Origin of the sequence: Polyangium fumosum, from assembly GCF_005144585.1 — a bacterium.
Lineage (GTDB): Bacteria > Myxococcota_A > Polyangia > Polyangiales > Polyangiaceae > Polyangium > Polyangium fumosum.
On record NZ_SSMQ01000012.1, the window covers coordinates 71,016 to 95,441 of the forward strand.

A 24,426-nucleotide genomic window follows, 5' to 3' on the forward strand; every position below is an offset into this window, starting at 1 on the left:
CGCCGCCCCTCCCGGGCGGCGCTTTCGTTTTCGAAGGCTCGAAGAAACGCGGGTCAGGCCGGCGCGATGACGAGCCCCTCGCCGCTGGGCAGCGCCGGCGCCGGTTTGCCGACCATGATCGCGTGAATCGCCTCCATGTCCGCCGCCGAGGGACGGCCCCAGCCCGGCTCATACGCGAACACCGAGGCCGCCGAGCGCGCGTGCAGCCGGTCGTCGAGGATCTCCAGCTCGTCGAGCGTCACCAGCGCCGGATGCGGCACGCCGCAGGCCCGCGCGAGCTGCAGCAGCTCCTTGCGCAGGCTGGTCACGTAATTCGCGAATCGGGCCGCTTTGTCCGTCGGATCGAGCCCGCGCACGAGCCAGCGGTTTTGCGTGGCGACGCCCGTGGGGCACCGGCCCGTGTGGCACTCCTGGGCCTGGATGCAGCCGATCGAGAGCATCGCCTCGCGCGCCACGTTCACCATGTCGCAGCCGAGCGCGAACGCGAGCAGCGAGGCGTGCGGGAAGCCGAGCTTGCCCGAGCCGATGAAGACCACGTCCTCGGCGATCCCGGCCTCCGCGAACGTGCGGTAGATGCGGCTCATCCCGATCTTGAAGGGCAGCGCCACATGGTCGCTGAACACGAGCGGAGCCGCGCCCGTGCCGCCTTCGCCGCCGTCGATCGTGATGAAATCGACGCCCCGATCGCCGCGCCCCATGAGCTTCGCGAGCTCGTGCCAGAACTTCTCCTGACCGACCGCCGATTTGATCCCCACCGGCAGGCCCGACGCCTCAGCGAGCTTCTCCACGAAATCGAGCATCTCGTCGGCCGAGGCGAACGCCGTGTGTGCGGCGGGGCTGATGCAGGTTTCTCCGATCGGAATGCCGCGGATCTTCGCGATCTCGGCCGTCACCTTCGCGCCTGGCAAGACGCCGCCGAGGCCGGGCTTCGCGCCCTGGCTCAGCTTGATCTCGATCGCGCGGATCGGCGCCGACGCGACCGACTCCAGGAATCGCTCCATGCTGAAGCGCCCGTGCGCGTCGCGGCAGCCGAAATACCCCGTGCCGATTTGCCAGACGAGCTCTCCGCCGTGCCGGTGGTGCGGCGATACGCCGCCCTCGCCGGTGTTCTGCATGGCGCCCGCGATCTTCGCGCCGCGGTTGATCGCCTCGACAGCCGCGCCGGAGAGCGAGCCGTAGCTCATCGCCGACGAGTTGATCACCGAATTCGCGCGAAATGCCTTCTTCCGGCCCCGCTTGCCGCCGAGCACCTTTGCGCAAGGCACGCGGTAGCCGGGGTCGTAGCCAGGCTCGCCCGCGTGCAGCTCCGGCAGCGGGAAGGCCGCGTGCTTGACGATGAGGTAGTTCGGGCTCTGCTCCAGGTCGTTGTCGGTGCCGAACCCGAAGTAGTTGTTTTCCTTTTTCGCCGACGAGTAGATCCACCGGCGCTGATCACGGCTGAAGGGGCGCTCCTCGTCGTTGTTCGTGACGATGTATTGCCGCAGCTCCGGCCCCACTGCTTCGAGCAGGTAGCGGAAATGCCCAATGATCGGGAAATTGCGAAGGATCGCGTGTTTCGTTTGCGTCACGTCGTAGATCGCGATGGCGACGACGAGGACGGCGAAGACGGCCAGGATGATCCACACGGCGGGCTACCTCCGGGGCGCGGGGGAGAGAGGCTACAGCGTGTCGGCCGACGGTGTCGAGGGCGCCTTTCGCGCGAGCTCGCCCTCGATCCTCACGAGCGCCTCGTCGATCCAGCGCTCCACCGTGCGCGGGAAGGGCCACATCCAGCCATAATCCGGCCCCGTGAAGCGCCGCACGATCTCCGCCCGCAGCGCGGGGGCGCGGGCCGCGGCGAGGCCCTCGATCTCGGCGACGGCGCGCAGCGTCTCTTCGTACGCCTCCCACTCGAAGCGGGCGCGGAACCAGGCGAGGCCCATCGGCAAGGGCAGGACGCCGTAGAAGAGGACCATGACGACCCAGCCGTACCGCTCGAATTGCGCCACGTGCACGGCCTCGTGGCGGAGGATTTCGAGCGCGCGGGTGGGCTCCCAGCCGTCGAAATCGTCGGGCACGTAGATCGTGTGGCCGAGCGTCGTCACGTAATGGGTGAGGTACTTGTTCTGGCCGCCGAACGTCACGGCCCAGAGCGCCGCGCCCGCGGCCCGCTGGTGCCAGTATTCGGATTTTTTCACGACCCGGATCGGGCGGCGCCTGCGGGCGAAGCGTTCGAGGAGCCGCGACAGCTCCTCGCGCGCCCTTCGGTCGGCGATGTGCGTCGGCTTCACGCGCCTCCCTTCGGCACCTTCACGTCGAGCTTGCCGAGGCGCGCGAGCAGCGGGCCCCGCTCGTCCATGGCCGTGCCGAGCAAGGCCCGCGCGGCCTCCTCGTCGAGCACCGGGACGCTCTTCGCCGCGAAACGCGCTTCTTCCGCGGCGGGGATCTTGAACACCAGGTGATAGACGCCGCTGTTCGAGACCGCGAGCACGTTCGGCTTCTCCTCCACGCCGAGCAGGCGGAGGATCGCCGCGGCCAGAAATCCCCCGGCCGCGCGGGCGAAGGCGCCGCCGCGATAGGACATCGAGACGTGGTGCTCGTGGCCGTCCTCCTCGCCCTCCCTCGCGACCGTGTACGCGATCGCGATATCGGCGGACGTGATGAATGCATTGCCCGCGGCGAACGGATCTGCGGGTGGCGCTAGCCCCACACCCGCGAGCGCGGCCTCCTTGGCGCGACCGAGCCCGCGCGACAGCTCCATCAGGTGGTCCGGGGAGAACAGCCGATCGTAGCGCGGCCGCTTCATCGCGAGCCGGTAGATCAAGAACACCACGAGCCCGAGGATCAGCCATTTCAGCATCGGGCCTTGCGCCTCCTCGCCCATACGCCGAGACAAACCATCCCGCCCGCGGCGAGCGGCAGCGCGGGGGATTCGTCCGCCCCGTCGAGACCCATCGAGCAGATACCGCCGCCGCGGCGGCGGCCCGGGGCGCTGACGGCGGACGTGGTCTTCGTCATGCACGTGGCCACGATTTCCTGCGTCGAGCCCGGAGCGCACCCCTTGTCCTCGTTCACGTAGCTCACGGCCTCGCGCCACTCGCCGACGCGATGTCCCCGCATCGGGATGACCCCAGGTGCCACGCACATCCGCACCTCGACGCATGCCTGTCCCGGCGCGCACGACCTCGCGTCGCGGGGGCTGCACACCTCCATCAAGCAGCAGGGCCGGGCGCTGGCGTCGCAGACGGCGGGGTTCGAGCCGAGAGGGCAGGTGTCGGGCGCGCAGCCCGTGCCGGCGTGCCCCGTGATGCCGTGGGTCTCGCTGGGACACGAGGTCGGCGGGGGCGGGACGGCGTCCGCGCGCGTGGGGGTAGGTAGAGCGAGCGCGGCCACGAGCGACAGGAGCGCCGCCGAGCGCGCCTTGGTTCGTTCCATGGCGAGGCATCGTGCGGGTCCTCGAAGGATTCGTCAACGCGCGCGGGGGTCTCGTACGTCGAAGGGACCATGCCTGCTCCTCCGCGCTCCTCGCTCCTCCTCCGCGTGGCCACCTTGCTGCTCTCGCTCGGCATCCTCGGCGTCCTCGTGACCCAGGCCTCGCTCTCGACCGGATGTGCCCGCAACGGGCCCCCTGCGTCCTCGACCCTCCCCGAGCCCAGCGCCGCCGTCCCGCCGCCTGCGCTTTCCACCACGCCGGGGCCCATGCCCGGAAACCCCGCCGCCGCGCCGGATTCCACGGGCTCGCTCGACGTGGGCGACGAGATGTTCGGCACGACGAAATCGGGGAAGTTGTTCCGGCCCAAACCCCAAGGCTCCGCGGCCCCGAAGGGCGAGTCGGGCATCCTTCAAGACGTACCGCCCTCGAACAACGCAGCCCCCTCGAACACCCATGCCCAGCGCTGAGCTCTCGCAGGCGCTCGACGCCCTCTGGGCCGCGCTCGCGAGCCTCGCTGTGCTCGTGGTCATGTTCGTCCCGCTGGAGCGCGTTTTTCCGGCCAGACACCAGCGCATCCTCCGGCCTGCCCTCGTCCTCGATCTTTGCTTCTTCTTCGGCCAATACCTCGTCTGGAACGCCCTCGCGATCTTCGTCGCGCGCACGGCCTCGGCGTGGATCGGCGGCCACTTGCCGGAAGGGCCCCGCGCGTTTTTCGCGGCGCAACCCTTCGTCGTCCAGGCCGTCCTCGTGGTCCTGCTCGGCGACCTTTGCGTGTATGGGTACCACCGGGCATGCCACCGTTTCGATGTCCTCTGGCGTTTCCACGCCGTGCATCACACGAGCGAGCTCCTCGACTGGGTCGCGGCGCATCGCGAGCATCCGGTCGACGGCGTCCTCACGCAGCTCGCGACGAACCTGCCGGCGCTCGCGCTCGGCTTCGCGCCGCGGGCGCTCGCGGGCCTCATCGTCCTCCGGGGCGTGTGGGCCATCTTCATCCACTCCAACGTGCGCCTGCCCCTCGGCCCGCTGAAATGGCTCCTCGGCGCGCCCGAGCTCCACCACTGGCACCACGCGCGCCTCGAACGCACGCAGCACAACTTCGCGAACGTCGCGCCCTTCCTCGACGTGCTTTTCGGGACACACCATTGCCCCGCGAAGGACGAGGCCTACGACCTTGGCGTCTCCTTCGCCGCGCCGAAGAGCTACCTCGGGCTCCTCCTCGCGCCGTTCTTGCCCGCTACCGCGTCGGCTTCCGCAGAAACATCGTCTGCGTCGCGTACGCCGTGAGCTTGCCGTCCGCGCCCCAGACCTCCGCCTCCGCCGTCGCATACCCCGCCCGCGCTCTTCGCGCCCACACGCTCACGAGGTGCCAATCGCTCGTCGTGGGGTCGAGGAAATGCACCGTGAGGTCCAGGCTCGGCGCGTGGAAATGTGGGCCCTCCGGGCCGAGCTTCTGGCGCAGGGCCGGCGGCATCAGGTCCGCGATCGGCGGGATCGCGAAGGGATCGAGCGTGCCGTCGGCGAGGCGCTGCGGGATCTTGTACCGCATCCACCGCGCATAACGGGCCGAGCCCGCGGGCCAGCCCGGCTTCCACCAGACGTGCCCGAGCGCGAGGCGCGAATCGAAATTATCGAGGAACGGGTATTCGCTGCGTCCCGCGACCGAGCGGCGTGGCTCCACGATCGACGGCGCCTCCTCGGGATCCGGCACGCGCGGCGGCGCCGTGTCGAGCAGGTCGAAGCCTGGCCGCTCGCGGGCGAACGTCGCGCTCACCTCGAGGTCCGTCTCCGAGGAAGATTGCGCGCGGAGCGCGGCGCGCGCCTGCACGGCCGCATTGCCGCGCCGGAGCAGCTCGACGCGAATGTCGAGCGGACCGGCGGGGACGGGGCTGCAAAAGACCGTCGTCGCCGAGACGGGGCGAAACGTCGCATCGGCGATCGTGGCCTCGATCGCGCGCAGCGCCACGGTCATGAGCACGCCGCCCGAGGGCAGGTGCCAACTCCAGGCGTCGGGGAGGTTCGTCGTGTAATGGCCGGGCGAGCCGGGGACGGGCGTGACGGCGGTGTCGAGGGCGAGATCGGCGGGCATCGGGGGGTCAACTCGAAGCGGAGGTATAATGGCCGATCGCGCGGATCCAGACGGCCCGCGCCATCACGGCGAGCAGGGCTGCGCCGACGATCGAGGCCACGGCGGTCTGCCCGGCGAGCGCGCCGAGCAGCGCTTCGGCCGGGTACGTCGTCATCACGCCGAGCGGGATGACGAAGGTGAACACGATCTTCCAGACCCCCTTGAACACGGACACGGGCCAGCGCGCGAAATCGAAGAGCGAATCGAAGAGGTACGCGAGGTTGTCCACGCGAACCACCCAGAATGCCGCGGCGATCACGAGGATCCAGATCGAATAAAGGACCACCGTGGCCGCCGCGAGCATGGCGAGCGCCGTCAGCACGCCGACCGGGCTCGGGACGCGCCCGAGGCGCACGAATGCGACCGTGACGAGCGCGAGCCCGGCGATCGCGTCGAACACGCGGAAGACCTCGAACTTCGTGGTCGAGACGAGGAACTGCGCGTCGGCGGGCTTGAGCAGCACGAAATCGAGCGTGCCCTCGCGGATCTGCTGCACGACCGTGAGGAGCGAGGGGTTCACCGCGCCGTCGAGCACGCCCCGGAGCAGCGTGAAAAAGCCCACGACGACGAGCGCGGTCTCGTACGTCCAGCCCCCGACGGGCGGCCGGCCGTGGAAGGCCACGTGGAACGGCACGAGGCCTGCGACCGTCCAGAGCAGGGCGAGGACCCCGCTGACCACGAAATCCCAGCGATATTGCATCGCGAGGGTCGCGGACTTGCGGAGCTGGAGGCCGAGCAGGGAGAGATACCGCATCTCGCGTCCGCGCGGAGGCTAGCACGCCCCGGGCCGGACGCGGTTATACTCACGCTCCCCGTGCCCCCGCGCCTCGAAGCCCCGAACGATACGAGAGCCCGCGCGCTCAGCCCCTACCGCGCGGCTCCGCTCTCCTTTGGCCCGCCCGTCGCGACGTACCGATCGAGCAAGCTGGGGCGCGTGGGGTACCTCGCCGTGGGTTCGGCCGCGGGCCTCGTCGCGCTCGCGCTGCTGCTCTCGCCGCTCGGCGGCGGCTCGGATCCCGGTATATGGGCTCTGGCCTTCCTGCAAGCGAGCGTGGTCGGGACCGGCGCGGCGTTCGCGCTGCGCACCTACGCGCGTCGCGTCCACGGACGCGTGACCGTACACGACGAGGGGATGTGCATCACCAGCCACAGGGGGAAATACTGTTTCTCCTGGGACGACGTGACGGGCCTGTGGGCGCGATTCTACGAGCCCGTACGAGCACCCGAGGTTATCGTGCGGATCGGGACACGCGACGGCCGCGTGATCGAACTGCCGACGGAGCTCGATGGCGCGCGGGACCTGGCCACGCGGGTGCAAACGGAGACGATCGCGCGGGTGCTCGCGGAGACGGAGGCGTCGATCGACGCGGGCGAGAGCCTGCGGTTCGGGCCGATGGTGGTCGGCGCATCCGGCATTCACTACGGTCCGGGCGAGTCGCCGTGGAACCACGTCGACGCGATGCAGCTCTCGTTCCGGTGGCTCGAAGTGCGGCTCACCTCGGGCAATCGGATCCTGCTGCCGACCGAGGAGGTGCGGAACGTGGGCGTCCTGCTCGCCGTGGCAGGGCGGTTCGGGGTGGGTCGATTGGCGGGAGGCCCGGCCTAACCGCGCTTGTTTCCGCGCTCCCTCGCCCAGTTCATGATCCGGATCAGGAAGAGCCCCGCGAGCACGGCCCCGTAGATCGCCGGCTCCGTCACGTCCTTCTTCACGCGCATCACGAAATGCACGACGCCGAGGATCGCGACCACGTACGCGAGCCTGTGCAATCGTTTCCACCGGGCAAACCCCATCCGCTTGAGGGCCTTCGCGGTCGACGTCGCGGCCAGCGGGAGGAGCAAGACGAACCCGGCGAACCCCACGAGGATGAACGGGCGCTTCGTGATGTCGGAGGCGATCGCGCGAAGGGCGAGCGATTGATCGACGACCGCGTAGACCAGGAAATGCGCGCAGACGTAAAAGAAGCCGAGCAGGCCGAGCGCTTTGCGGATGCGGATCGGCCATTTCCAGCCCGTGACGATCTGGAGCGGCGTCGCGGCGAGCGAGAGGACCAAAAGGACGAGCGCGAGCAGCCCGAGCTGGTTCATCGCCTCGGCGATCGGGTTCGCCCCGAGGTCGCCTCGCGCCGCGCGCGCCGCGAGGACGACGGCTGGAACGAGGCCCCCCGTGACGATCGCAGGGACGAGCCAGCCGAGCTTGCCCGCGCCGGCGCGCGGCGCGGCGGGTTTGTCCGGGGTGGGGAGAACGCTCGTCGCCATCAGTAAGACATCCGGAGGTCCATGCCCGCATAGAGGGACGCGACCTCCTCCGCGTAGCCGTTGAACGGGAGCGTCGGCCGTTTTTCGAGGTCCCCGATGCGCCGCTCCATCGCCTGGCTCCAGCGCGGGTGGGCCACTTGCGGGTTCACGTTCGCGTAAAACCCGTATTCACGCGGGGCCGCCATGTTCCAGGACGTCTGCGGCTCCTTCTCGACGAGCGCGATCCGCACGATCGACTTGATCCCCTTGAACCCATACTTCCACGGCACGACGAGCCGCAGCGGGGCGCCGTTTTGCCCGGGGAGCGATTTGCCGTAGAGCCCGGCCGCGAGCATCGTGAGCGGGTGCATGGCCTCGTCGAGGCGCAGTCCCTCGCGGTAAGGCCATTCGAGCACGTCCGTGAGCTGGAACGGGAGCTGCTCCGGATCCATCAGCGTGTTGAACGCGACGTACTTCGCCCGCGACGTCGGTTCGAGCCGTTCGAGCAGCTTTCCCAGCGGAAAGCCGAGCCACGGGATCACCATCGACCACGTCTCCACGCAACGCATGCGGTAGACGCGCTCCTCCAGGGGAAACCATTTCAAGAGCGTATCGATGTCGACCCGCTGGGGCTTTTTGATCTCGCCCTCGAACACCACCGTCCACGGCCGGGGCTTCAGGGTCTTCGCGTTCCGCGCCGGATCTTCCTTGTCGAGGCCGAGCTCGTAATAGTTGTTGTACGTCGTCACGTCCTCGTAAGGCGTGCGCGGCTCGTCGGTGGTGAAGGGATTGCGCGCAGCGGCCGAGCTCGAGGGCGCGGTGGGCGCCGCGGACGCGGACGGCACCACGAGGCCCGCGGGCAGCGGCTCGGCGGTGATCGTCGCGCGGCGGCCTCGGCCCGTGAGCGCGACGAGGCCCGTGCCCATCGCCGCGGCCGTCCCCACGAAGAGCCCGGCGCTCTTGAGGATTTCGCGGCGGCGCAGGTACCGTGCTTCGGGCGTGATCTCGGAGCTCGGGGGCGGCGTGGGCAGCCTGCGCATGGCCGCATTGTAGGCGATACGCGTTGCGACGTCGCGCCCGACGTACGATGATCGGCGCATGAAGATCTTGGTCTTCGGGGCTTCGGGGCCCACCGGTCGGGAGGTCGTCACGCAGGCGATCGACGCGGGGTACGAGGTGCGGGCGTTCGCGCGCAGGCCCGCGGCCGTCGGCGCCTGGTCGCCGCGCCTCGAGCTCGTGCAAGGAGACGTACTCGAGTGGGGCCACGTCGGGCCCGCGATGCGCGGCGTCGACGCGGTCATCTCAGCGCTCGGGACCGGCAGGGACTTCGGCGAGACGAATCTGTTTTCGGACGGGTTCGCGGCCATCCTGTGGGCGATGGCGGAGGCCCACGTGCGCAGGTTCGTGTGCGTGACGTCGGCCGGGACCATCGAGGATCCGAACGAGCCGTTCTGGTACCGGACCGGGGGTCGATGGATGGCGCGGCACGTGTACGCCGATCAACGAAGGGCGGAGGAGCGCCTCCGCGCGAGCGACTCCGACTGGACCATCGTGCGCCCGCCGCGCCTCCTCGACGGACCGAAGAGGGGTGATTACAAGATCGTGAAGGACGGGCCCGCCGGCAAGTCGTACGAAGTCAGCCGGGCGGACCTCGCCGAGTTCATGGTGGCCGAGATGATGGCGATGAAATACGTCCGCGCCGCCGTGGGAATCGGGTATTGAGATGAGCTCCGCGAACGACATCGTGCAAGAGACACGCCCCCTTGGTTTCCCCTGGGAGACGGCCGATCCTTTCCTCTTTTGCGTGCACCACGACGACGCTTACCCCCCGGGCAACGAGCGCATGGGGCCGGCCGCGTCGCTCGCGGGGCGCAACATCGGTCAGGATTTCGCCGGCAAGGACGGCTGGCGGATGTACCACGGCGAGGTCGTGCCCGGCTTCCCGCAGCACCCGCATCGCGGCTTCGAGACGGTGACGATCGTGCGGCGTGGGCTCATCGATCACGCGGACTCGCTCGGCGCGGCGGCGCGCTTCGGCGCGGGCGACGTGCAATGGCTGACGGCGGGCGGGGGCATCGTCCATTCCGAGATGTTCCCGCTGCTCGACCGGACGAACCCGAACCCGGCCGAGCTGTTTCAGATCTGGCTGAACCTGCCGGCGGAGGACAAACTCGTGCCGCCGCACTTCGCGATGCTGTGGAGTGATACGATCCCGCGGTGCGTTTTCCTCGACGAGGCGGGGCGATCCACGGAGGTCACGGTGATCGCGGGGTCGCTCGACGGGAAACGTGCGCCTTCGCCGCCGCCGAAATCGTGGGCGTCGCGGCCGGACACGGACATCGCGATCTGGAGCATTCGAATGGCCCCGGGCGCCACGTGGACGCTGCCGAAGGCGGCGCACCCGCAATCGGTGCGGACGTTGTATTTCTTCAAAGGCACGTCGTTGCGCATCGGCGAGCATGCGCTCGCGGGGCACGTGGCGGCGCGGGTGCGGAGCGACGTGGACGCGCGGCTCCAGGCCGGCGACACGGAGACCGAGATCCTGCTCTTGCAGGGACGCCCGATCGGGCAGCCGGTCGTGCAGTACGGTCCGTTCGTGATGAACACCCGCGAGCAGATCCAGCGCGCGATGATGGATTACCAGCGGACCCGCTTCGGCGGGTGGCCGTGGCCGAGCGACGACCCGGTGCATGGGCGCGAGGAAGGTCGGTTCGCGCGGCATGCGGATGGGCAGGTGGAGCGGGTGGGAAGCTGACGGAGGAGCCACGTCAGGACGCTTTTCCAGGCCCGATGCGCGAGAGTGAAATGGGCGGGCTATTTGTCTTGAGCGCACTGCTTTTGACGAGTCCGCTCGGTCGTGCTGCCCGAGGTCGGTGATCGCTGCATGCTCCAAGCCTACTCGCCATCACCCCCCCCGGGCCATTGCCGCGGCCGCGCTAGGACAGGGGAGTGTGCGTACGGCTGCGGCGTCGACTTAGCGCAAACAAGAACACCGGCAGAAGCCACCAGGGCGAGCCGCTGGAACGGGGGGCCACGCAGCCGCAGCCGGCGCCTCCGCTGTCTCCGTTTCCGGTGCCTCCGCCACCGTCTCCGCCGCCGCCACCACCGTCTCCGCCGCCGCCACCACCGCCTCCGCCGCCACCGGTGCCTGGCTCGGCGTAGTTGGCGCCGACCAGGAGCTGCGCCCGTGGGTTGACCGCTCCGTCGGCGACCGTCGTGACCTGACCAATCCAGACCGTCGCGGCGGGCTTGCTGAGGTCGGGCCGCGCCGGCAGGTCATTGTTGAGGAAGATGCCGAACTCGACGTTGCCGACGTCGATGTCGTCGGCCGTGGAGTTGACGACGTAGTTGTACGACCAGTCGAACCAGGCGCCGTTCGGCGCGTAGAACGGGTCCTCCGGCTGCTCGTAGATCTTGGCGGTGGAGGAGGAGCCACGCTCGAAGCGCGTGCCCTCGACGTTTCCGCTGTTCAGCATCGAGACGCCCAGCTCATCGGCGCGGAAGTAGCAGCTGATGACGTCGGCGACGCCCTGTACGGTCGGCGCGCCCCCGTTGTTGATGATGTCGCTGTTCACCAGTTGCAGGTGGTTGCTACTCTGCGCGAGGAGGGTGCCCTCGGTGTTGCCCTGGAACCGGCTGTTGACGACGGAGTTGAGGTTGTTGGCGCGATGGGCCCGCAGCTCCATGCCGATGCGGTTGCCCACGAACTGGTTGCCATAGAACATCACCTTGTCGATGTACCCGGTGTTCACCCCACCCTGATCGGCTGCCGGGTCGACGTATTGCTTGAACCCGACATCCGAGTCGACAAAGGAGACGTTGTAGAAGACGCCATTGTCGAAGCCGCCGGTCTGGTCGATGAAGAAGCCGGCTTGGCTGAAGTTGCGGAAGACCAGGTTCGAGAAGAGAAACTCAGAGTAATGCCGGAGCACACCGGGCGGGCCGTAATGGTGCACGCCGTTGCGCCCCCCCTGGAGCGTGAGGTCTGCGATCGTGATGCCGTAGCGGTACTCTTGGTCTGTCCTGTCGTCGTCGACGAAGACCTCGATGCTGGGGTCCTTCGCGACAATGGCGGTGACGTCCGGACCGCTTCCGATGATCGTGGTGTCTCCGCGCACCAGGAGCGGGCTCGAGATGTAGTAGATGCCAGGCTCGAGGAGCACCGCGGCCTCGTTGTCAATGCGCTCCTGCAACATCGCCGTCGAGTCGGGCTTCGATGCGAGATCGTGATTCCAGTTCGGTCCCGCCGGATCGGGGATGGGATCGAAGACGGGGCGCTCCCAGACCTCTCCCGTGTGGGTGGTGTACATCGCGGTCAGCGCGTCCGCGGTCGCCTGGGGCAGAGGTCCGGTGACGAGCTCGTCGTGATCCTTCAGGGTGGAGCCCGAGTTGTTGTTGATGCTGTTGTCCCCGAACAGGCGCAGGCCCGCAGGGTTCTTGTCCTCGATCGGGCGCGAGCCGAACGCGAAGGCGCGCGCGACGGAAGCGCGCAGCGTGATGGGCGTGGGAGATACCCCACCCATATTCACCGAACTGAGCTGCACCTCGGTCGCGTCGATGTCGAACAGCGGCTGATTCGTGGTGGGGCTGTACCCGCCCAGCGCCCAGAGCCTCAGCGTCTCGACGTCCCCGAAGCGATACATCGGATCGGCCGTGTTGGAGGCGTAGGGTTCGTCGTCCCAGCCCACGAGGGTCACGTCTCGCTGTCCCGAGACCGACGCCGTATTGTTCGGGCCGGTGAGGTGGTTGCCCCACAGGAAGACGTTTCCATAGGACTTGTGCCCGGGGTCTCCGAGCATCGTCAGGAGCGGCCCATCCCCTTGCGTGCGAATGCGGATGAAGCGGTTGTTGCGCAGCCACCCACCCGCGCTCGTGTCGATGTGGATCGTCCCACCTTCCATGCCGAGGAAGGTGTTCTCTTCCAGCGTCGCGCCCTCGACCCTGATGCCGCGGCGGAGCTCGAAGAAGAGGTTGTGTCGCGTGACCAGATCCGACGGGGGAAACACGGCCCCCTTTGCGAAGTCCAGGAGCACGTTGGCCAGGATGATCCCCGTGGCGCCCGGCTCGATCGTGAGCAGAGGCAGCTCGCTCCGCAGCCCGTAGAGTTGCTGCCCGCTGCGCAAGACGAGGGGCGGCGACGCAAGGTAGCTCCCGCGCTCGAGGCGCACGATGCCGTGGGTGTCCAGGGCGTCCTGCAACGTCGCAGCGTCCGCCACGGTCACCAGGAACGCGTCATGAGGATACGTCTTCGTCAGACGGGGCGGCCCATCTGCGTGTGCAGAGCCCATGCTCGCGAAGAGCGTGGCGGCTCCGAACGCGATACCGCGGAGTCGTAGTTTCATCGCCGCAGTATCGGACTTTCCTGGCGTCCAGAACTCCCCAAAACCGTCCTTCGTTTGATGATGAGCGAACCCGCCAGAACCCTGCCGTCCTGTCCGTCGTCCACGCGGGCTCGACGGTGGTCGTGGGGCGACCGTGGTAGCGTCGGCGCGTGGTGAAGGTCGGGATCGCGACTTCGGGTCGAGCCCGTGGCCGTGAACGGCCGACGATCCGGTGCACGGGCGCGAGGAGGGGCGGTTCGCGCGGCATGCGGATGGGCGGGTGGAGCGGGTCGAGACCTGAACGATCCTCCACGTCTCGCCGATCTTCCAGGCGTGATCACGCGCGCTCTTGACGTGGTGTCGATTCGACACTAAGGTTCGTGTACATCCTACACGGACCAATCATGAGCGTGACCTACCGTTATCCGCGCCCGGCGCTCGCCGTGGACTGCGTCGTGTTTGGCCTCGACGAGGAGGATCTCAAGGTCCTCCTCATTCGGCGCGGCGTCGATCCTTTCGCCGGGCGCTGGGCGTTGCCTGGCGGGTTCGTGCGCCTCGAAGAGACGCTCGACGAGGCCGCGCGGCGTGAGCTGCGCGAGGAGGCGGGCATCGAAAAGGTGTACCTCGAACAGCTTTATACGTTCGGGGCCGTCGACCGGGATCCGCGCGAGCGTGTCGTTTCGGTGACCTATTACGCGCTCGTGAAGCTCTCCGAGCACAGGGTCCGCGCCGCCACGGACGCGCGGGAGGCAGCATGGTTCGCGATCGACGACCTGCCGAAGCTCGCCTTCGATCACGAAACCATCGTCGACAAGGCGATCACGCGCCTACGCGGCAAGGTGCGGTATGCGCCGATCGGGTTCGAGCTCTTGCCCAAGAAGTTCACGCTCACGCAGCTCCAGCGCGTGTACGAGAAGGTGCTCGGGTACGAGCTCGACAAGCGAAACTTCCGCAAGAAAGTGGCCGCGACGGGGCTCTTGGTCGAGCTCGACGAGGTCGAGCAGGACGTCGCGCACCGGGCGGCGCGGCTTTATACGTTCGACGAAAAGACGTACCGCAAGCTCGAAAAAGAGGGCTTTTTGTTCGAGATTTGAGGCCGGGGAGGTCGTCATGCGCGTCGACGAGCGATTCGAGGTGGCCGCGGGCAGCGTGACGGGGCGCTCGCACGTCCTCGCCGGGAAGCCGAATCAGGACGCATTCGCGTTTCGTTCGGCCGAATGCGGGATCGTCGGCGTCGTGTGTGACGGGTGCGGCAGCGGCGCGCACAACGAGATCGGGGCGGCGATCGGGGCGCGGATCCTCGCATCGCAGGTGCTCCGCGAGATGGAGGCCGGCGCAGCGATCGGCGAGGAGGCGACGTTCGAGCGTGTGCGGGAGCGTCTGCTCGTGGCGCTCGCCTCGGCCGCGCAGGACATGGGGATCGCGCACGCGCGTGGCGTGGCCGAGTTTTTCCTGTTCACCGTGCTCGGCGTGGCCATCTCCGCCGAGCGGGCGGTCGTGTTCGGCGCCGGGGACGGGATCTTCGTCGTCGGGGACGAGGTCGTGCGGCTCGGGCCTTTCCCCGGCAATGCGCCGCCGTACCTCGGGTATGGGCTCGCGGGGGCGGGGCCGCGACTTTTGATGCATCGGGTCTTGCCCGCCTCGGCGCTCACTTCGGTGCTCGTCGGCACGGACGGCGCGGCCGATTTCGATGCGCTCGCAGGCGCGGGGATCCCCGGGGCGCACGGGGAGCGTGTGCCGCCGCTCCGGGCGTTCTGGTCGGAGGATCGGTACTTTCGGAATGCCGATGCGGTGCGGCGGTCGCTCGCGCTCGTCAATCGGGACGTGACGCGGCCGCTCTGGGACGAGCGGCGGATCCACAAGGAGCCGGGGCTGCTCGAAGACGATACGACGGTGCTCGTCGTGCGCCGCAAGAAGACGAGCGCCCCGGACTAGCAGAGGGATTTCAATGAAATGGCCGTTCGGGCTCGCCGCGAGGCGAGGACGGGAGACGTGTGCCATGGAAGTGTACATCGACGACAAACGCTTTCGCGTGCGCCCGCAGGCCTCGATCGGCAAGGGCGGCGAGGCGGACGTCTTCGACCTCGGCGGCGGCCTCGCGCTGAAGCTCTGGAAAGGCCCGGATCATCCGGACGTCGCCGGGGTCTCGGTCGAGGCGCGCGCGGCGGCGGACAGGCTCGCGCTCGTGCAGGAGAAGATGCCGTTGTTTCCGGCGGGATTGCCGGCGCGGGTCGCTTCGCCGATGGCGCTCGCGAAGGATCGGAAGGGCAGCACGATCCTCGGATACACGATGCGCTTGATCGCGGGCGCCGAGCCGCTCATGGGCCTCGGCGAGCCGGCGCGGCGCCGGGCGCTCGGGGGGGAGGGCGCGGCGAGGATTCTGCGGGATCTCCGGGCGACCGTGGCGGCATTGCATCACGCCGGTATGGTGATCGGCGATTTCAACGATCTGAACGTGCTCGTGCGGGACGACGAGGCGCACATCGTGGACGCGGACAGCTTTCAATTCGGCCGGTTTCCGTGCCCCGTGTACACCGAGCGCTTCGTCGATCCGCTGCTCTGCGAGACGAGCGAGCCGCGTCCGCGGCCCGCGCGGCCCTTCACGGCCGCGTCGGATTGGTATGCGTTCGCCGTGATGGTCATGGGCACATTGCTCTGCGTGGGGCCCTATGGCGGCGTGTATCGGCCGCGGGATCCGGCGAAACGTGTCCCCGAGGCGGCGCGGCCGCTCCGGCGGATCACGGTGTTCGACCCGGAGGTGCGTTATCCGAAGCCAGCGATCCCGTACGGGGTGTTGCCGGACGACCTTTTGCATACGCTCTCGTCGATCTTCGAGCGCGACGCGCGGGCGCCGTTTCCGCTCGCGCTCCTGGAGAGCCTGCGCTTCACGGCGTGCGTGTCGTGCGGGGCCGAGCATGCGCGGGTGCGTTGTCCGGTCTGTGATCACGGCGCGGCGCGCGAGGTGATCGTCGTGCGGGGGCACGTGAAGGCGTCTCGCAAATTCGCCACGTCCGGCACGGTGGTCGCGGCGTCGCTCGTGGGCGACGCGCCGGCGTACGTGGTGCACGAGGGGGGCGTGTACAAGCGGGAAGACGGGGCGGAGCTCGCGCGGGGGCCCCTCGACGGGGCCTTGCGATTCTGGATCCAGGGAAAAACCACGTTCATCGGGCGGCGCGGGCGGGTCGTGGCATTCGAGGCCGGGCAAACCGAGCAGGCGATTGTGGTGGACGTCCTGGGGCAGGAGCCCGCGTTCGTGGTGAATGATCGATATCGATGGTTCGTCCATGGAGGGCGCCTGTTCCGGCGCGCCGCGCGACCCTTCGGTTCGCCCCTCGCGGGCCTTGCGGAAGGCGCGGCGGAGCCCTGGGGCGAGGTGCTGGCGGGACAGACCCGCATCTGGGCCGGCGAGCGGCTCGGGTTCGGGTTTTATCGGGCGGGCGCGGTCTCGGTCGTGTTCACGTGGGACACCGAGCGCCGCGGGATTCGTGATTCGGTGAAGCTGCCCTGGCCGAGCGGGCAGATCGTGGCCGCGGACGCCGCGATCGATAAAGAGCGGGTCTGGTTTTTCGTGACGTATATGCGCGCCGGTCGAACGATGAACCGGTGCGCCGTCATAGCCGAGAGCGGCGCGCTGCTCGGCGTGGCCGAGGCCGAGGCGGGCGACGGCTCGTGGCTCGGGTCGATTGCGGGGAAAACGGCGATCGGGGGCGCGCTCCTCGTGGCCACGGACAGCGGCCTCGTGCGGGTCGAGCTCGGCCCAGGCGGGCCGGCCGAGGCGCGGCGTTTTCCGGACACCGAGCCGTTCGTGCAGGAAGGCGCGCGGATCCTCGCGGGATCCGCGGGTCTCTGGGTCGTGGGGGCGCGCGAGATCACGGCGCTCGGGATGGGTTGATTCGAAGAAAGAAACGAGAGGCGACATCATGAACCACAAGGAACTTCCGCTGCCGGTCTTTTACGATCACAAGAGCGCCGAGAAATGGGGGCATCGTCCCAAGGAGGAGCTGCTCTTCGTGGCCGCCGAGGACTGGCGCAAGGCGCTCGACATCCGTCCCGCGGGCGCGGACAAGACGAACGTGCACCTCTTGCTCATCGACGTGCAGAAGGATTTTTGCCACCCCGAGGGCGCGCTCTTCGTGGCGGGGAGGAGCGGGCGGGGCGCGATCGACGATAACCGGCGCATCGCCGAGTTCATTTACAAGAACCTCGACGTGCTCACGGCGATCACGACGACGATGGATACGCATTTCTCGCACCAGATCTTCTTCCCGTCGTTCTGGGTGGATCGCGAGGGCAAGCCGCTGACCGCGCACCGGGTGATCACGACGCGGGACGTCGACGCGGGCGAGGTGCGGCCGAACCCGGCCATGGCGAAATGGCTCTGCGGCGGGAACTACCCGTGGCTCGTGAAGCAGGTGCGGCATTATTGCGAGGAGCTGGAGAAGGCCGGGAAGTACACGCTCTATCTGTGGCCGCCGCATTGCTTGCTCGGGAGCGACGGGCACGCGCTCGTGGGGGCGATCCACGAGGCGAGGCTTTTTCATTCGTACGTGCGCGGGGCGCAGTCGTGGGTGGAGGTGAAGGGCGGCAATCCGCTCACGGAGAACTATTCGGTGCTCTCACCGGAGGTGCTCACGCGCTTCGACGGGCAGCCGCTCGGGCAGAAGAACACGCTCTTTTTGAAGACGCTGCTCGCGGCGGACGTGGTGATCATCGCCGGGCAGGCGGCGAGCCATTGTGTGAAGAGCTCGATCGACGACATCCTCAGCGAGATCGCCTCGGTCGACGCCGCGCTCGCGCGGAAGATCTACCTGCTCACCGATTGCATGTCGGCCGTGACGGTGCCGGACGGCAAGGGAGGGCTCGCAGCGGATTTCACGCCCGAGGCCGACAAGGCGCTCGCCAAGTTCGCGGCGGCGGGGATGAACCTGGTGAAGAGCACGGACGAGATCGGGCGCTGGTTGAAATAGGAGAGGAGGACGTCATGACGAACGGGAATGGGAAGGGACACGAGATCCGGCGGCTGTTCGAGGCGGCGGAGGAGGAAGGGTCGCTCTCGCCGGAGGCGCTCGCGGCGCTCGCGGCGCTCGATATCGGGGCGCAGATCCAGGCCGGGCTCGGCGTGGGCGTGGACGACGTGCAAGCGTCCGAGGTCGTGCTCGTGACGATCATGCCGGATGACTCGGGGTCGATCCGTTTCTCCGGGAACGCCGATCTCCTGCGGGAAGGGCACAACACGGTGGTCGAGGCGCTCGCTTCGTCGAAGCAGAAGGATTCGATCCTGGCGCATACGCGGTACCTGAATGGATTCGTGCTTTATCCGTACAGGCCCGTCGCGCTCGCCGAGCGAATGACCGTGAAGAACTACGATCCCACGCTCGGGACGCCGCTCTACGATCAAACGGTCGTGCTGCTCGGGACGGTGATCGCCAAAACGCAGGAGTTTGCGCAGAGCGGCGTGCCCGTGCGGAGCGTGACGTTGATCCTCACGGATGGGGCGGATCAGGGCTCGTGCAAAGCCAAGGCGAGCGACGTGCGGGTGCTCGTGCGCGACATGCTGGCGAGCGAGCAGCACATCGTGGCGGCGATGGGGATCGACGATGGGCATACGCCGTTCCGCGACGTGTTCCGGGCGATGGGCATCGAGGATCGCTGGATCCTGACGCCGCGCAGTGATGTGGGGGAGATCCGGCGGGCGTTTCGGATGTTCTCGCAATCGGCGATGCGCGCGAGCCAGCACGCGGGGTTTTCGCGGGCGGCGGCGGGCGGGTTTCTCGGGTAGCTCAGCCGCCGAACGCCCCGAACCGCCGCACGCCCGCGCGAAACACGAGGATGGCGGTGGCCGCGGCGGCGGCGGCATAGGTGTATTGCACGGCGAGGCCTCGCAGGGCGGATTTCAGGTCCATGAGGCCAATCACGACCTCGACGGGAAACCCCAGGGTGTAGCGGAAAGGCAAGGCCTCTGCGACGCCGCGCACCCAGCCGGGGAAAAGCTCCAGCGGGACGACATACCCCGAGAGCAACATGAACGTGATGAGCCAGAGCTCGAAGACGCTCGTGGAGCTCTCCAGGAAAAACGCGAGCGAGCCGATGATGGCCATCGTGAAGAAATTGATGAGCCACGCGCCGAGCAGGGAGGCGAAAAAGATCGCGAGGAGCGGGCCGCTCCGCGTGATGTCGGCATACACGACGGCCACGACGACGACCGGCAGGCAAAGGGCGGCCCGGAGCGGCAAGGCGGCGAGGTTCTCTGCGCTGTAGATCCAGAGCGGGTGAATCGGCTTCAAGAGGCGCTGGGAGAGCGTGCCCTGGCGGATCTCCTGGTTCAGTTGCCAGACGAGCCAGGAGCCCGTGCACTGGCGGACGATGAGCGCGGCCAGGAAATACCCCACGAATTCGCCAGGGCCATATCGACCGACGGGCGCCTCGCGCGCGACGGCCGTCCAGATCGAGAGGCTGACGAGTGGCATCGTCGTCGTCAGCATCCAGATCACGAGCTCGGCGCGATAGGCGAGCGCCGCCGAGAAGCCCACCCGCAGGAGCGTCGGATAGACCTGGAGCAGGTTCACCGGGTCGCCTCGGCCGGCTCCTCGGCGGGGCGCGCGAAGAGATCCCGCATGACCTCTTCGAGCGGTGGATCCTCGATCGTGAGGTCACTCGTGGGCGCGCTCGCGACGAGGTGGCTCACCGCCTCGCGCACGTCCGCTTGCGGGACACGCAGGACGGCGCGTGTCCCTTCGAGCTCGACGATCGTCCCCACACGTTCGAGGGCCGCGCGATCCGGCGGCGCGGCGAAGACGAGGACGATCCGTTTGTCAGGGCGGATCGTCTTCACCAGCTTGGCGAGGTCGCCGTCGTAGCGGAGCTTGCCCCGGTCGATGACGATGACGCGCGGGCAGAGCGAGGCGACGTCGTCCATGTAATGGGACGTGAGCAGGACCGTGGCCCCGCGCTTCTCGTTGTACTTGCGGATGAATTCCCGCACGACGAGCTGCATGGAGACATCGAGGCCAATCGTGGGCTCGTCGAGGAAGAGGATGCCCGGGCGATGCAGGAGCGCCGCCGCGAGCTCGCATTTCATGCGCTCGCCGAGCGAGAGCTGGCGCGTGGGCTTTTTCTTGAGCGCCCCGATGTCGAGCAGGGATTCGAGCTCGTGGAGGGTCTCCGCGAACGCCGCGTCGGGGATGCCGTAAATGGCCCGGTTCAGGTCGAACGTCTCGGCCGGCGGCAAGTCCCAGAGGAGCTGTTGCTTCTGGCCCATGACGAGCGTGATCGCCCGTAAAAAACCGGCCTCGCGGCGCCGCGGGACGTGGCCCGAGACCGTCACGTCGCCGCTCGTCGGGTGCAGCAATCCCGAGAGGATCTTCAAGGTGGTCGTTTTTCCCGCCCCATTCGGGCCGAGGAAGCCGACGCGCTCGCCTGGCTCGATCGTGAACGAGAGGTCCTCGACGGCACGAACCTCCTTGTACGTTCGGCGGAAAACGCTGCGCAGCGCGGCCGCGAGGCCGGCCTGGCGCTCGTGGACACGATAGACCTTCGTGAGTGCGCGGACCGCGACGGCGGCGTCCATGGGCGGCGGAGGGTAGCACCGAACGCGGCCCAGATCGGTTAGCCTCCGTCGCAGCAGTACATGACCGACTTCAAGGCGACCCCAACGTTTCCCGATCCCCTCAGCGAGGCGCCGACAGGCCTGGTCCTTTCGAGCGCCCCAGGCGATCGCGTGGCCGGTCGATACACGCTGCTCGGCCTGCTCGGGGTCGGCGGCATGGGCAGCGTCTACCGCGCCCGCGACGAGGAGCTCGAAGAGCTCGTGGCCCTGAAGGTGCTGCGGCAAGACCTCGTGAACGAGCCGGGGATGCTCGAGCGGTTCCGCCGCGAAGTGAAGCTCGCGCGCCGCGTCACCCACAAGAACGTCGCCCGCGTCTTCGACATTGGCGAGCACGGCGCCGACAAGTACCTGACCATGGAATACGTCGAGGGCGAGCCCCTCAACGTGGCGCTCGCCCGGCAAGGCGTGATGTCGGTCGCGCGCGTCGTGGAGATCGCGACGGCGATCTGCGCGGGCCTCGCCGCCGCGCACGCCGCCGGCGTGGTGCACCGGGACCTGAAGCCCGAAAACGTGCTCCTGGCGAAGGACGGGCGCGTGGTGATCACCGATTTCGGCATCGCGCGGATGCACGAGCCCGAGGGCGCGCGGACGCAGGTCGGCGCGGTGATCGGGACACCGGCGTACATGGCGCCCGAGCAGGTGCAGGGGCTCGCCGACATCGACACGCGCGCGGACATCTATGCCCTCGGCGCGATGCTGTACGAGCTTTTCACGGGCGAAAAAGCGTGGCGCGGGGAGTCGATCGTGAGCGTCGCCGCGGCGCGGCTCGTGCAACCGCCGCCGGACCCTCGCGTCAAACGGGCCGATTTGCCGACGGCGTGCGGGACGATCGTCCTCAAGTGCATGGCGCGTGATCGCGACGAGCGATATCGCACGGCGCAAGAAGTGGCCGAGGAGCTGACGAGCCTGACCTTGCCGGCCATGAACAAGCTGCCGGTGACGACGCTCGTCGCGCCCACGACGAGCTCCCGCACGCCGACACCGGCCGCGCAGGCGGCGGCGGCGGCCGAGAAGACGGTCGCGGTGTTGCCCTTTCGGAACAGCGGGCCGCCGGACGACGAGTACCTCGCGGAAGGGCTCACCGACGATCTGATCGACACGCTGTCGATGACGCGTGGCCTCAAGCTGCGGCCCCGCGGCGTGGTGATGCGCTTCAAGGGCGTCGATCAGGACCCGCGCGAGATCGGGCGCGAGCTCGCCGTGCAGGTCGTCGTCGAGGGCAGCGTGCGCAGGACGCCGGCGGGCGTGCGCATCAGCGCGCGCGTCCTCAGCGTGGCCGACGGGTTCCAGCTCTGGGCGAAGCGATTCGACCGGCCGGAGAAAGATCTCTTCGTGGTGAACGACGAGGTCGCGAAGGCGATCGCGGACGCGCTGACGGTCGACATGGCCCAGCCCGCGCGCGAGTCGCCGACGGACCCCGTGGCCGTCGAGCTCTACCTGAAGGCGCGCGTCGAGTACCGGAAGTTCTGGGTGGAGCACGTGCGCGAAGCCGTGAAGCTGCTCGAACAAGCGCTCGCGCGCGCGCCCGAGGACCCGACGATCCTGTCCGGCTACGCGAGCGCGCTCGCGCGGATGTCGTTCTTCAACGGCGACAACGCCGTGCTGGCGAAACAAGCCGCCGAGCGCGCGCTCGTGGCGGCCCCGCACCTCGCCGAGGCGCACCTCGCCATGGCGCACGGGCTCTTCCAGGCCGGCGACGGGGCCGGCGCGGTGCGGAGCGCGCGCCAGGCGATCACACGCGCGCCCGCGCTCGCCGAGGCCTATGGGCTGATCGGGATGATCCTCTCGGAGTCGGGTCCGCTCGACGAAGCGACGCGTGTGCTCGAGACGGCGCGTTCGCTCGATCCGGCGGCGCCCTCGGTGTCCCGGAACCTCGCGCGTGTCTCCATGCTGCGCGGCGACCGGGACGGCGCGCAGCAGCTCCTCGAACAGGTGCGGACGGTCGAGGGCGAGTTCGCGTACTTCGCAGGCGTTTCGCGGTACGCGATCTGGTACCGCGACGAGGCGCTCTTGAGGAGCGTCGCCGAGCGGCTGCGGAACGTGAAGATCGATGCGCCCATCCAGCGGGCGATCCGCGACGCGCTGCTCGACAAGATCTCGCCCTTCGATTCGCCGACCTTTCAGCAGGCGATGGCGAACAACGAAGGCGGATGGCGGCGGACCGCGTACTTCCGGCAGGTCGAGGTCGAGCTCGCGCTCTACGTGGGCGACGTGGCGCGCGCCATCGGCTCGATCCTGCCCTGCGCGCAAAGCGGGCTCATCGATCTCCTGTGGATGGATCGTTGCCCGCTGCTCGCGCCGCTCCGCGGGACACCAGAGTTCCAAGCTGCGCGCGTGATCGTCGACGAGCGCGTGGCGCGGATGCTGGAAGCGCTGCGCGCCGGTTAGCAGCCTGTGGACTTATCGTCGCGAGCGCCCCGAAGCTAGGGCGACGGAGCGAGGAATCCTCAAGGATTTCGAGCGATGTCGACCGACGATTCGGGGCGCGCAGCAGATAAGTCCACAGGCTGCTAGCTCGGCGAGCGGAAGAGCGCGAGCACGCTCGTGTAAAGGTCGAGCCGTGACGGACGGCCTTCGCGTGGGCTGAGTTCGAAGGCCGCGTGCATGCCGGCGATCGGGAGATCGCCAAAGCGCTGGCGGAGGATCCGCACCTCGGCGTCGGGCACGCCGTAGAGGCTTTGGCCGCGGTTCGCGCACGTCACGTAGAGGGCGAAGCGCGGCGCCGCGCCGAGCGCGTTCTTGGAGACGACACGCGCCATCGCTTCGAGTTCGGTCCTCGCCGTCTGCGCGTCCCGCACCGCGAAGGCCATGCGCAGCCCGGGGCGCGCGTCCGCGCCGATCATCACGCCTCGCCGCGAGGGATCGATCCCGCGCACGGGTCGGATCATGAAGCGCGGGCGACCGTCTTCCGTGACGTCGTCCGGCTCGGCGAGCGCGGCGAACACGAGCGGCGAGGGCGCGCCGGGGTTGTCGGCGCCGGGCGCGCATCGCGAGAGCTCGTCGAGCGCGCTGCGGCCGCCGACGCGCGTCACGAGGCCTGCGTGGACCTCGTCGATCGGCGCGAGATCGGAGACGAGGCGACACGCGGGCGAGGTCGCGACGATCGGCGAGGCGAGCCCCTTGATCGCCATCCCCACGGCGCGCGCGGTGCGCTCTTCACCGTCGGCCGTGACCACCATGCCGCCCGCGCCCACGGTGCCGGCGCCGAAGACACACGCGGAGGGCGCCGCGGCTGCGAGGCCTTCGAGCAGGCTCGTGTCGAAGCCCTCGGCCCGGTGGAAGAGCAGCGCCGAGGAGGGGCGCGCGCCGAGGGCGTGCCCGATCGATTCGCCGAGCGCGCGGGGCGCGTCTTCTGCGCCGTCGAGCGCGAACGGCGTCGTTTGCCCTCCGCTCCAGAGCAGGCCGCTCACGGCGGGGACCCCTTCGAGCTCGGCGCGCTCGTGCAGCACGCCGGCGCTGGGGACGAGCACGGTCGGCACGCCTCTCCATGCGGCCGCCACGCGACTTGCGAGCGTGCGCAGGTGCGGCAAGAGCGGGCCCGTCACGAAGACGAGCCCCCCGGTCGGGGAGGTGACGGCTCCGCGCGCCTCTCGGAGGACGCGCGAGAGCCCGTCGGGGGAGGTCACGCTGGTGCAGAAGCTCCGCGCTGCCATAGGGATGACGACGGAGTCTACCCGAGCGGACGGCCCTCTCGACAGGGGGGGCCGGGGCGGATTATCGTCGG

The 24,426-nt window shown here is 68.8% G+C and carries 23 protein-coding genes; 11 read left to right on the forward strand and 12 right to left on the reverse strand.

What is annotated here, in order from left to right; genetic code table 11:
- Window positions 1-53: 53 nt before the first annotated feature.
- Genes E8A74_RS13830 through E8A74_RS13845 form a run of 4 tightly spaced genes read right to left on the reverse strand, consistent with a single transcriptional unit; the run spans window position 54 to window position 3,414 of the window.
- A complete protein-coding gene (locus E8A74_RS13830) occupies window positions 54-1,625 on the reverse strand; it encodes an FMN-binding glutamate synthase family protein (protein WP_211365354.1) in 1,572 nt (523 codons plus the stop codon).
- Between the two features lie 33 nt (window positions 1,626-1,658).
- On the reverse strand, window positions 1,659-2,270 hold the full coding sequence (locus tag E8A74_RS13835) for a hypothetical protein (protein ID WP_136929461.1): 612 nt from the start codon (window positions 2,268-2,270) through the stop codon (window positions 1,659-1,661).
- Window positions 2,267-2,839, reverse strand: coding sequence for a hypothetical protein (locus E8A74_RS13840; protein ID WP_136929462.1), 573 nt, complete (start codon window positions 2,837-2,839; stop codon window positions 2,267-2,269). Before E8A74_RS13840 ends, E8A74_RS13835 begins: the two co-directional genes overlap by 4 nt.
- Complete coding sequence (locus E8A74_RS13845) at window positions 2,833-3,414, reverse strand: hypothetical protein (RefSeq protein ID WP_136929463.1); 582 nt, start codon at window positions 3,412-3,414, stop codon at window positions 2,833-2,835. Before E8A74_RS13845 ends, E8A74_RS13840 begins: the two co-directional genes overlap by 7 nt.
- Before the next feature lie 69 nt (window positions 3,415-3,483).
- Between E8A74_RS13845 and E8A74_RS13850 the strand changes: the two genes are divergently transcribed.
- Entirely contained in the window at window positions 3,484-3,879 is a 396-nt protein-coding gene (locus tag E8A74_RS13850) for a hypothetical protein (protein WP_136929464.1), read from the forward strand.
- Entirely contained in the window at window positions 3,866-4,699 is an 834-nt protein-coding gene (locus tag E8A74_RS13855) for a sterol desaturase family protein (protein WP_136929465.1), read from the forward strand. Before E8A74_RS13850 ends, E8A74_RS13855 begins: the two co-directional genes overlap by 14 nt.
- On the opposite strand, the gene E8A74_RS13860 is transcribed toward E8A74_RS13855, so the two are convergent.
- Both E8A74_RS13860 and E8A74_RS13865 read right to left on the reverse strand, forming a co-directional pair.
- Entirely contained in the window at window positions 4,650-5,501 is an 852-nt protein-coding gene (locus E8A74_RS13860) for an acyl-CoA thioesterase (RefSeq protein ID WP_136929466.1), read from the reverse strand. The two genes, E8A74_RS13855 and E8A74_RS13860, sit on opposite strands and share 50 nt — an antisense overlap.
- Window positions 5,502-5,508: 7 nt before the next feature.
- Window positions 5,509-6,294 (reverse strand): ABC transporter permease, encoded by a 786-nt coding sequence (locus E8A74_RS13865; protein ID WP_136929467.1) that lies wholly within the window; start codon window positions 6,292-6,294, stop codon window positions 5,509-5,511.
- Window positions 6,295-6,354: 60 nt separating this feature from the next.
- Here E8A74_RS13865 and E8A74_RS13870 point away from each other — a divergent pair, with 60 nt between their 5' ends.
- Window positions 6,355-7,146: a DUF6585 family protein gene (locus E8A74_RS13870; RefSeq protein ID WP_136929468.1), complete on the forward strand. Its 792-nt coding sequence runs from the start codon at window positions 6,355-6,357 to the stop codon at window positions 7,144-7,146.
- Here the strand turns inward: E8A74_RS13870 and E8A74_RS13875 are convergent.
- Both E8A74_RS13875 and msrP read right to left on the reverse strand, forming a co-directional pair.
- Window positions 7,143-7,796 carry a protein-methionine-sulfoxide reductase heme-binding subunit MsrQ gene (locus tag E8A74_RS13875; protein ID WP_136929469.1) on the reverse strand — a complete coding sequence of 218 codons (654 nt, stop codon included), beginning with the start codon at window positions 7,794-7,796 and terminating at the stop codon, window positions 7,143-7,145. The two genes, E8A74_RS13870 and E8A74_RS13875, sit on opposite strands and share 4 nt — an antisense overlap.
- On the reverse strand, window positions 7,796-8,815 hold the full coding sequence (gene msrP, locus E8A74_RS13880; RefSeq protein WP_136929587.1) for a protein-methionine-sulfoxide reductase catalytic subunit MsrP: 1,020 nt from the start codon (window positions 8,813-8,815) through the stop codon (window positions 7,796-7,798). The genes E8A74_RS13875 and msrP overlap by 1 nt, the downstream gene beginning before the upstream one ends.
- Window positions 8,816-8,873: 58 nt before the next feature.
- Here msrP and E8A74_RS13885 point away from each other — a divergent pair, with 58 nt between their 5' ends.
- Complete coding sequence (locus E8A74_RS13885) at window positions 8,874-9,497, forward strand: NAD(P)-dependent oxidoreductase (RefSeq protein ID WP_136929470.1); 624 nt, start codon at window positions 8,874-8,876, stop codon at window positions 9,495-9,497.
- Between the two features lies 1 nt (window position 9,498).
- Window positions 9,499-10,530 carry a pirin family protein gene (locus E8A74_RS13890; protein WP_136929471.1) on the forward strand — a complete coding sequence of 344 codons (1,032 nt, stop codon included), beginning with the start codon at window positions 9,499-9,501 and terminating at the stop codon, window positions 10,528-10,530.
- Window positions 10,531-10,711: 181 nt separating this feature from the next.
- Here E8A74_RS13890 and E8A74_RS13895 read toward each other — a convergent pair whose 3' ends face one another.
- A complete protein-coding gene (locus E8A74_RS13895; RefSeq protein WP_136929472.1) occupies window positions 10,712-13,117 on the reverse strand; it encodes a right-handed parallel beta-helix repeat-containing protein in 2,406 nt (801 codons plus the stop codon).
- Between the two features lie 383 nt (window positions 13,118-13,500).
- On the opposite strand from E8A74_RS13895, the gene E8A74_RS13900 reads away from it, so the two are divergent.
- From E8A74_RS13900 to E8A74_RS13920, 5 genes are read left to right on the forward strand one after another with little or no spacing between them, the layout of a single operon-like run.
- Complete coding sequence (locus E8A74_RS13900) at window positions 13,501-14,190, forward strand: NUDIX hydrolase (RefSeq protein ID WP_136929473.1); 690 nt, start codon at window positions 13,501-13,503, stop codon at window positions 14,188-14,190.
- Window positions 14,191-14,206: 16 nt separating this feature from the next.
- Window positions 14,207-15,031 carry a protein phosphatase 2C domain-containing protein gene (locus E8A74_RS13905; RefSeq protein ID WP_136929474.1) on the forward strand — a complete coding sequence of 275 codons (825 nt, stop codon included), beginning with the start codon at window positions 14,207-14,209 and terminating at the stop codon, window positions 15,029-15,031.
- A gap of 13 nt (window positions 15,032-15,044) precedes the next feature.
- Window positions 15,045-16,988 carry a hypothetical protein gene (locus E8A74_RS13910; protein ID WP_136929475.1) on the forward strand — a complete coding sequence of 648 codons (1,944 nt, stop codon included), beginning with the start codon at window positions 15,045-15,047 and terminating at the stop codon, window positions 16,986-16,988.
- A gap of 28 nt (window positions 16,989-17,016) precedes the next feature.
- Window positions 17,017-18,063, forward strand: coding sequence for a cysteine hydrolase family protein (locus tag E8A74_RS13915; RefSeq protein WP_136929476.1), 1,047 nt, complete (start codon window positions 17,017-17,019; stop codon window positions 18,061-18,063).
- 14 nt (window positions 18,064-18,077) lie between these two features.
- Complete coding sequence (locus tag E8A74_RS13920; protein WP_136929477.1) at window positions 18,078-18,875, forward strand: hypothetical protein; 798 nt, start codon at window positions 18,078-18,080, stop codon at window positions 18,873-18,875.
- Between the two features lies 1 nt (window position 18,876).
- Here E8A74_RS13920 and E8A74_RS13925 read toward each other — a convergent pair whose 3' ends face one another.
- Entirely contained in the window at window positions 18,877-19,662 is a 786-nt protein-coding gene (locus E8A74_RS13925; protein ID WP_232379543.1) for an ABC transporter permease, read from the reverse strand.
- The gene (locus E8A74_RS13930; protein ID WP_136929478.1) at window positions 19,659-20,663 is read right to left on the reverse strand and encodes an ABC transporter ATP-binding protein; all 1,005 of its coding nucleotides are present in this window, start codon (window positions 20,661-20,663) and stop codon (window positions 19,659-19,661) included. The genes E8A74_RS13925 and E8A74_RS13930 overlap by 4 nt, the downstream gene beginning before the upstream one ends.
- 60 nt (window positions 20,664-20,723) lie before the next feature.
- Between E8A74_RS13930 and E8A74_RS13935 the strand changes: the two genes are divergently transcribed.
- Window positions 20,724-23,090, forward strand: coding sequence for a protein kinase domain-containing protein (locus E8A74_RS13935; protein ID WP_136929479.1), 2,367 nt, complete (start codon window positions 20,724-20,726; stop codon window positions 23,088-23,090).
- A 122-nt stretch (window positions 23,091-23,212) separates the two neighbouring features.
- On the opposite strand, the gene E8A74_RS13940 is transcribed toward E8A74_RS13935, so the two are convergent.
- A complete protein-coding gene (locus E8A74_RS13940; protein ID WP_232379544.1) occupies window positions 23,213-24,328 on the reverse strand; it encodes an FIST signal transduction protein in 1,116 nt (371 codons plus the stop codon).
- Window positions 24,329-24,426 lie beyond the last annotated feature (98 nt).

What these genes read in the sequence shown, in the direction of transcription:
- E8A74_RS13840 (WP_136929462.1), bottom strand. Translation starts at nt 2,839, where the DNA reads ATGCTGAAATGGCTGATCCTCGGGCTCGTGGTGTTCTTGATCTACCGG.
- E8A74_RS13845 (WP_136929463.1), bottom strand. Translation starts at nt 3,414, where the DNA reads ATGGAACGAACCAAGGCGCGCTCGGCGGCGCTCCTGTCGCTCGTGGCC.
- E8A74_RS13850 (WP_136929464.1), top strand. Translation starts at nt 3,484, where the DNA reads ATGCCTGCTCCTCCGCGCTCCTCGCTCCTCCTCCGCGTGGCCACCTTG.
- E8A74_RS13855 (WP_136929465.1), top strand. Translation starts at nt 3,866, where the DNA reads ATGCCCAGCGCTGAGCTCTCGCAGGCGCTCGACGCCCTCTGGGCCGCG.
- E8A74_RS13860 (WP_136929466.1), bottom strand. Translation starts at nt 5,501, where the DNA reads ATGCCCGCCGATCTCGCCCTCGACACCGCCGTCACGCCCGTCCCCGGC.
- E8A74_RS13865 (WP_136929467.1), bottom strand. Translation starts at nt 6,294, where the DNA reads ATGCGGTATCTCTCCCTGCTCGGCCTCCAGCTCCGCAAGTCCGCGACC.
- E8A74_RS13875 (WP_136929469.1), bottom strand. Translation starts at nt 7,796, where the DNA reads ATGGCGACGAGCGTTCTCCCCACCCCGGACAAACCCGCCGCGCCGCGC.
- msrP (WP_136929587.1), bottom strand. Translation starts at nt 8,815, where the DNA reads ATGCGCAGGCTGCCCACGCCGCCCCCGAGCTCCGAGATCACGCCCGAA.
- E8A74_RS13885 (WP_136929470.1), top strand. Translation starts at nt 8,874, where the DNA reads ATGAAGATCTTGGTCTTCGGGGCTTCGGGGCCCACCGGTCGGGAGGTC.
- E8A74_RS13890 (WP_136929471.1), top strand. Translation starts at nt 9,499, where the DNA reads ATGAGCTCCGCGAACGACATCGTGCAAGAGACACGCCCCCTTGGTTTC.
- E8A74_RS13895 (WP_136929472.1), bottom strand. Translation starts at nt 13,117, where the DNA reads ATGAAACTACGACTCCGCGGTATCGCGTTCGGAGCCGCCACGCTCTTC.
- E8A74_RS13900 (WP_136929473.1), top strand. Translation starts at nt 13,501, where the DNA reads ATGAGCGTGACCTACCGTTATCCGCGCCCGGCGCTCGCCGTGGACTGC.
- E8A74_RS13905 (WP_136929474.1), top strand. Translation starts at nt 14,207, where the DNA reads ATGCGCGTCGACGAGCGATTCGAGGTGGCCGCGGGCAGCGTGACGGGG.
- E8A74_RS13910 (WP_136929475.1), top strand. Translation starts at nt 15,045, where the DNA reads ATGAAATGGCCGTTCGGGCTCGCCGCGAGGCGAGGACGGGAGACGTGT.
- E8A74_RS13915 (WP_136929476.1), top strand. Translation starts at nt 17,017, where the DNA reads ATGAACCACAAGGAACTTCCGCTGCCGGTCTTTTACGATCACAAGAGC.
- E8A74_RS13920 (WP_136929477.1), top strand. Translation starts at nt 18,078, where the DNA reads ATGACGAACGGGAATGGGAAGGGACACGAGATCCGGCGGCTGTTCGAG.
- E8A74_RS13930 (WP_136929478.1), bottom strand. Translation starts at nt 20,663, where the DNA reads ATGGACGCCGCCGTCGCGGTCCGCGCACTCACGAAGGTCTATCGTGTC.
- E8A74_RS13935 (WP_136929479.1), top strand. Translation starts at nt 20,724, where the DNA reads ATGACCGACTTCAAGGCGACCCCAACGTTTCCCGATCCCCTCAGCGAG.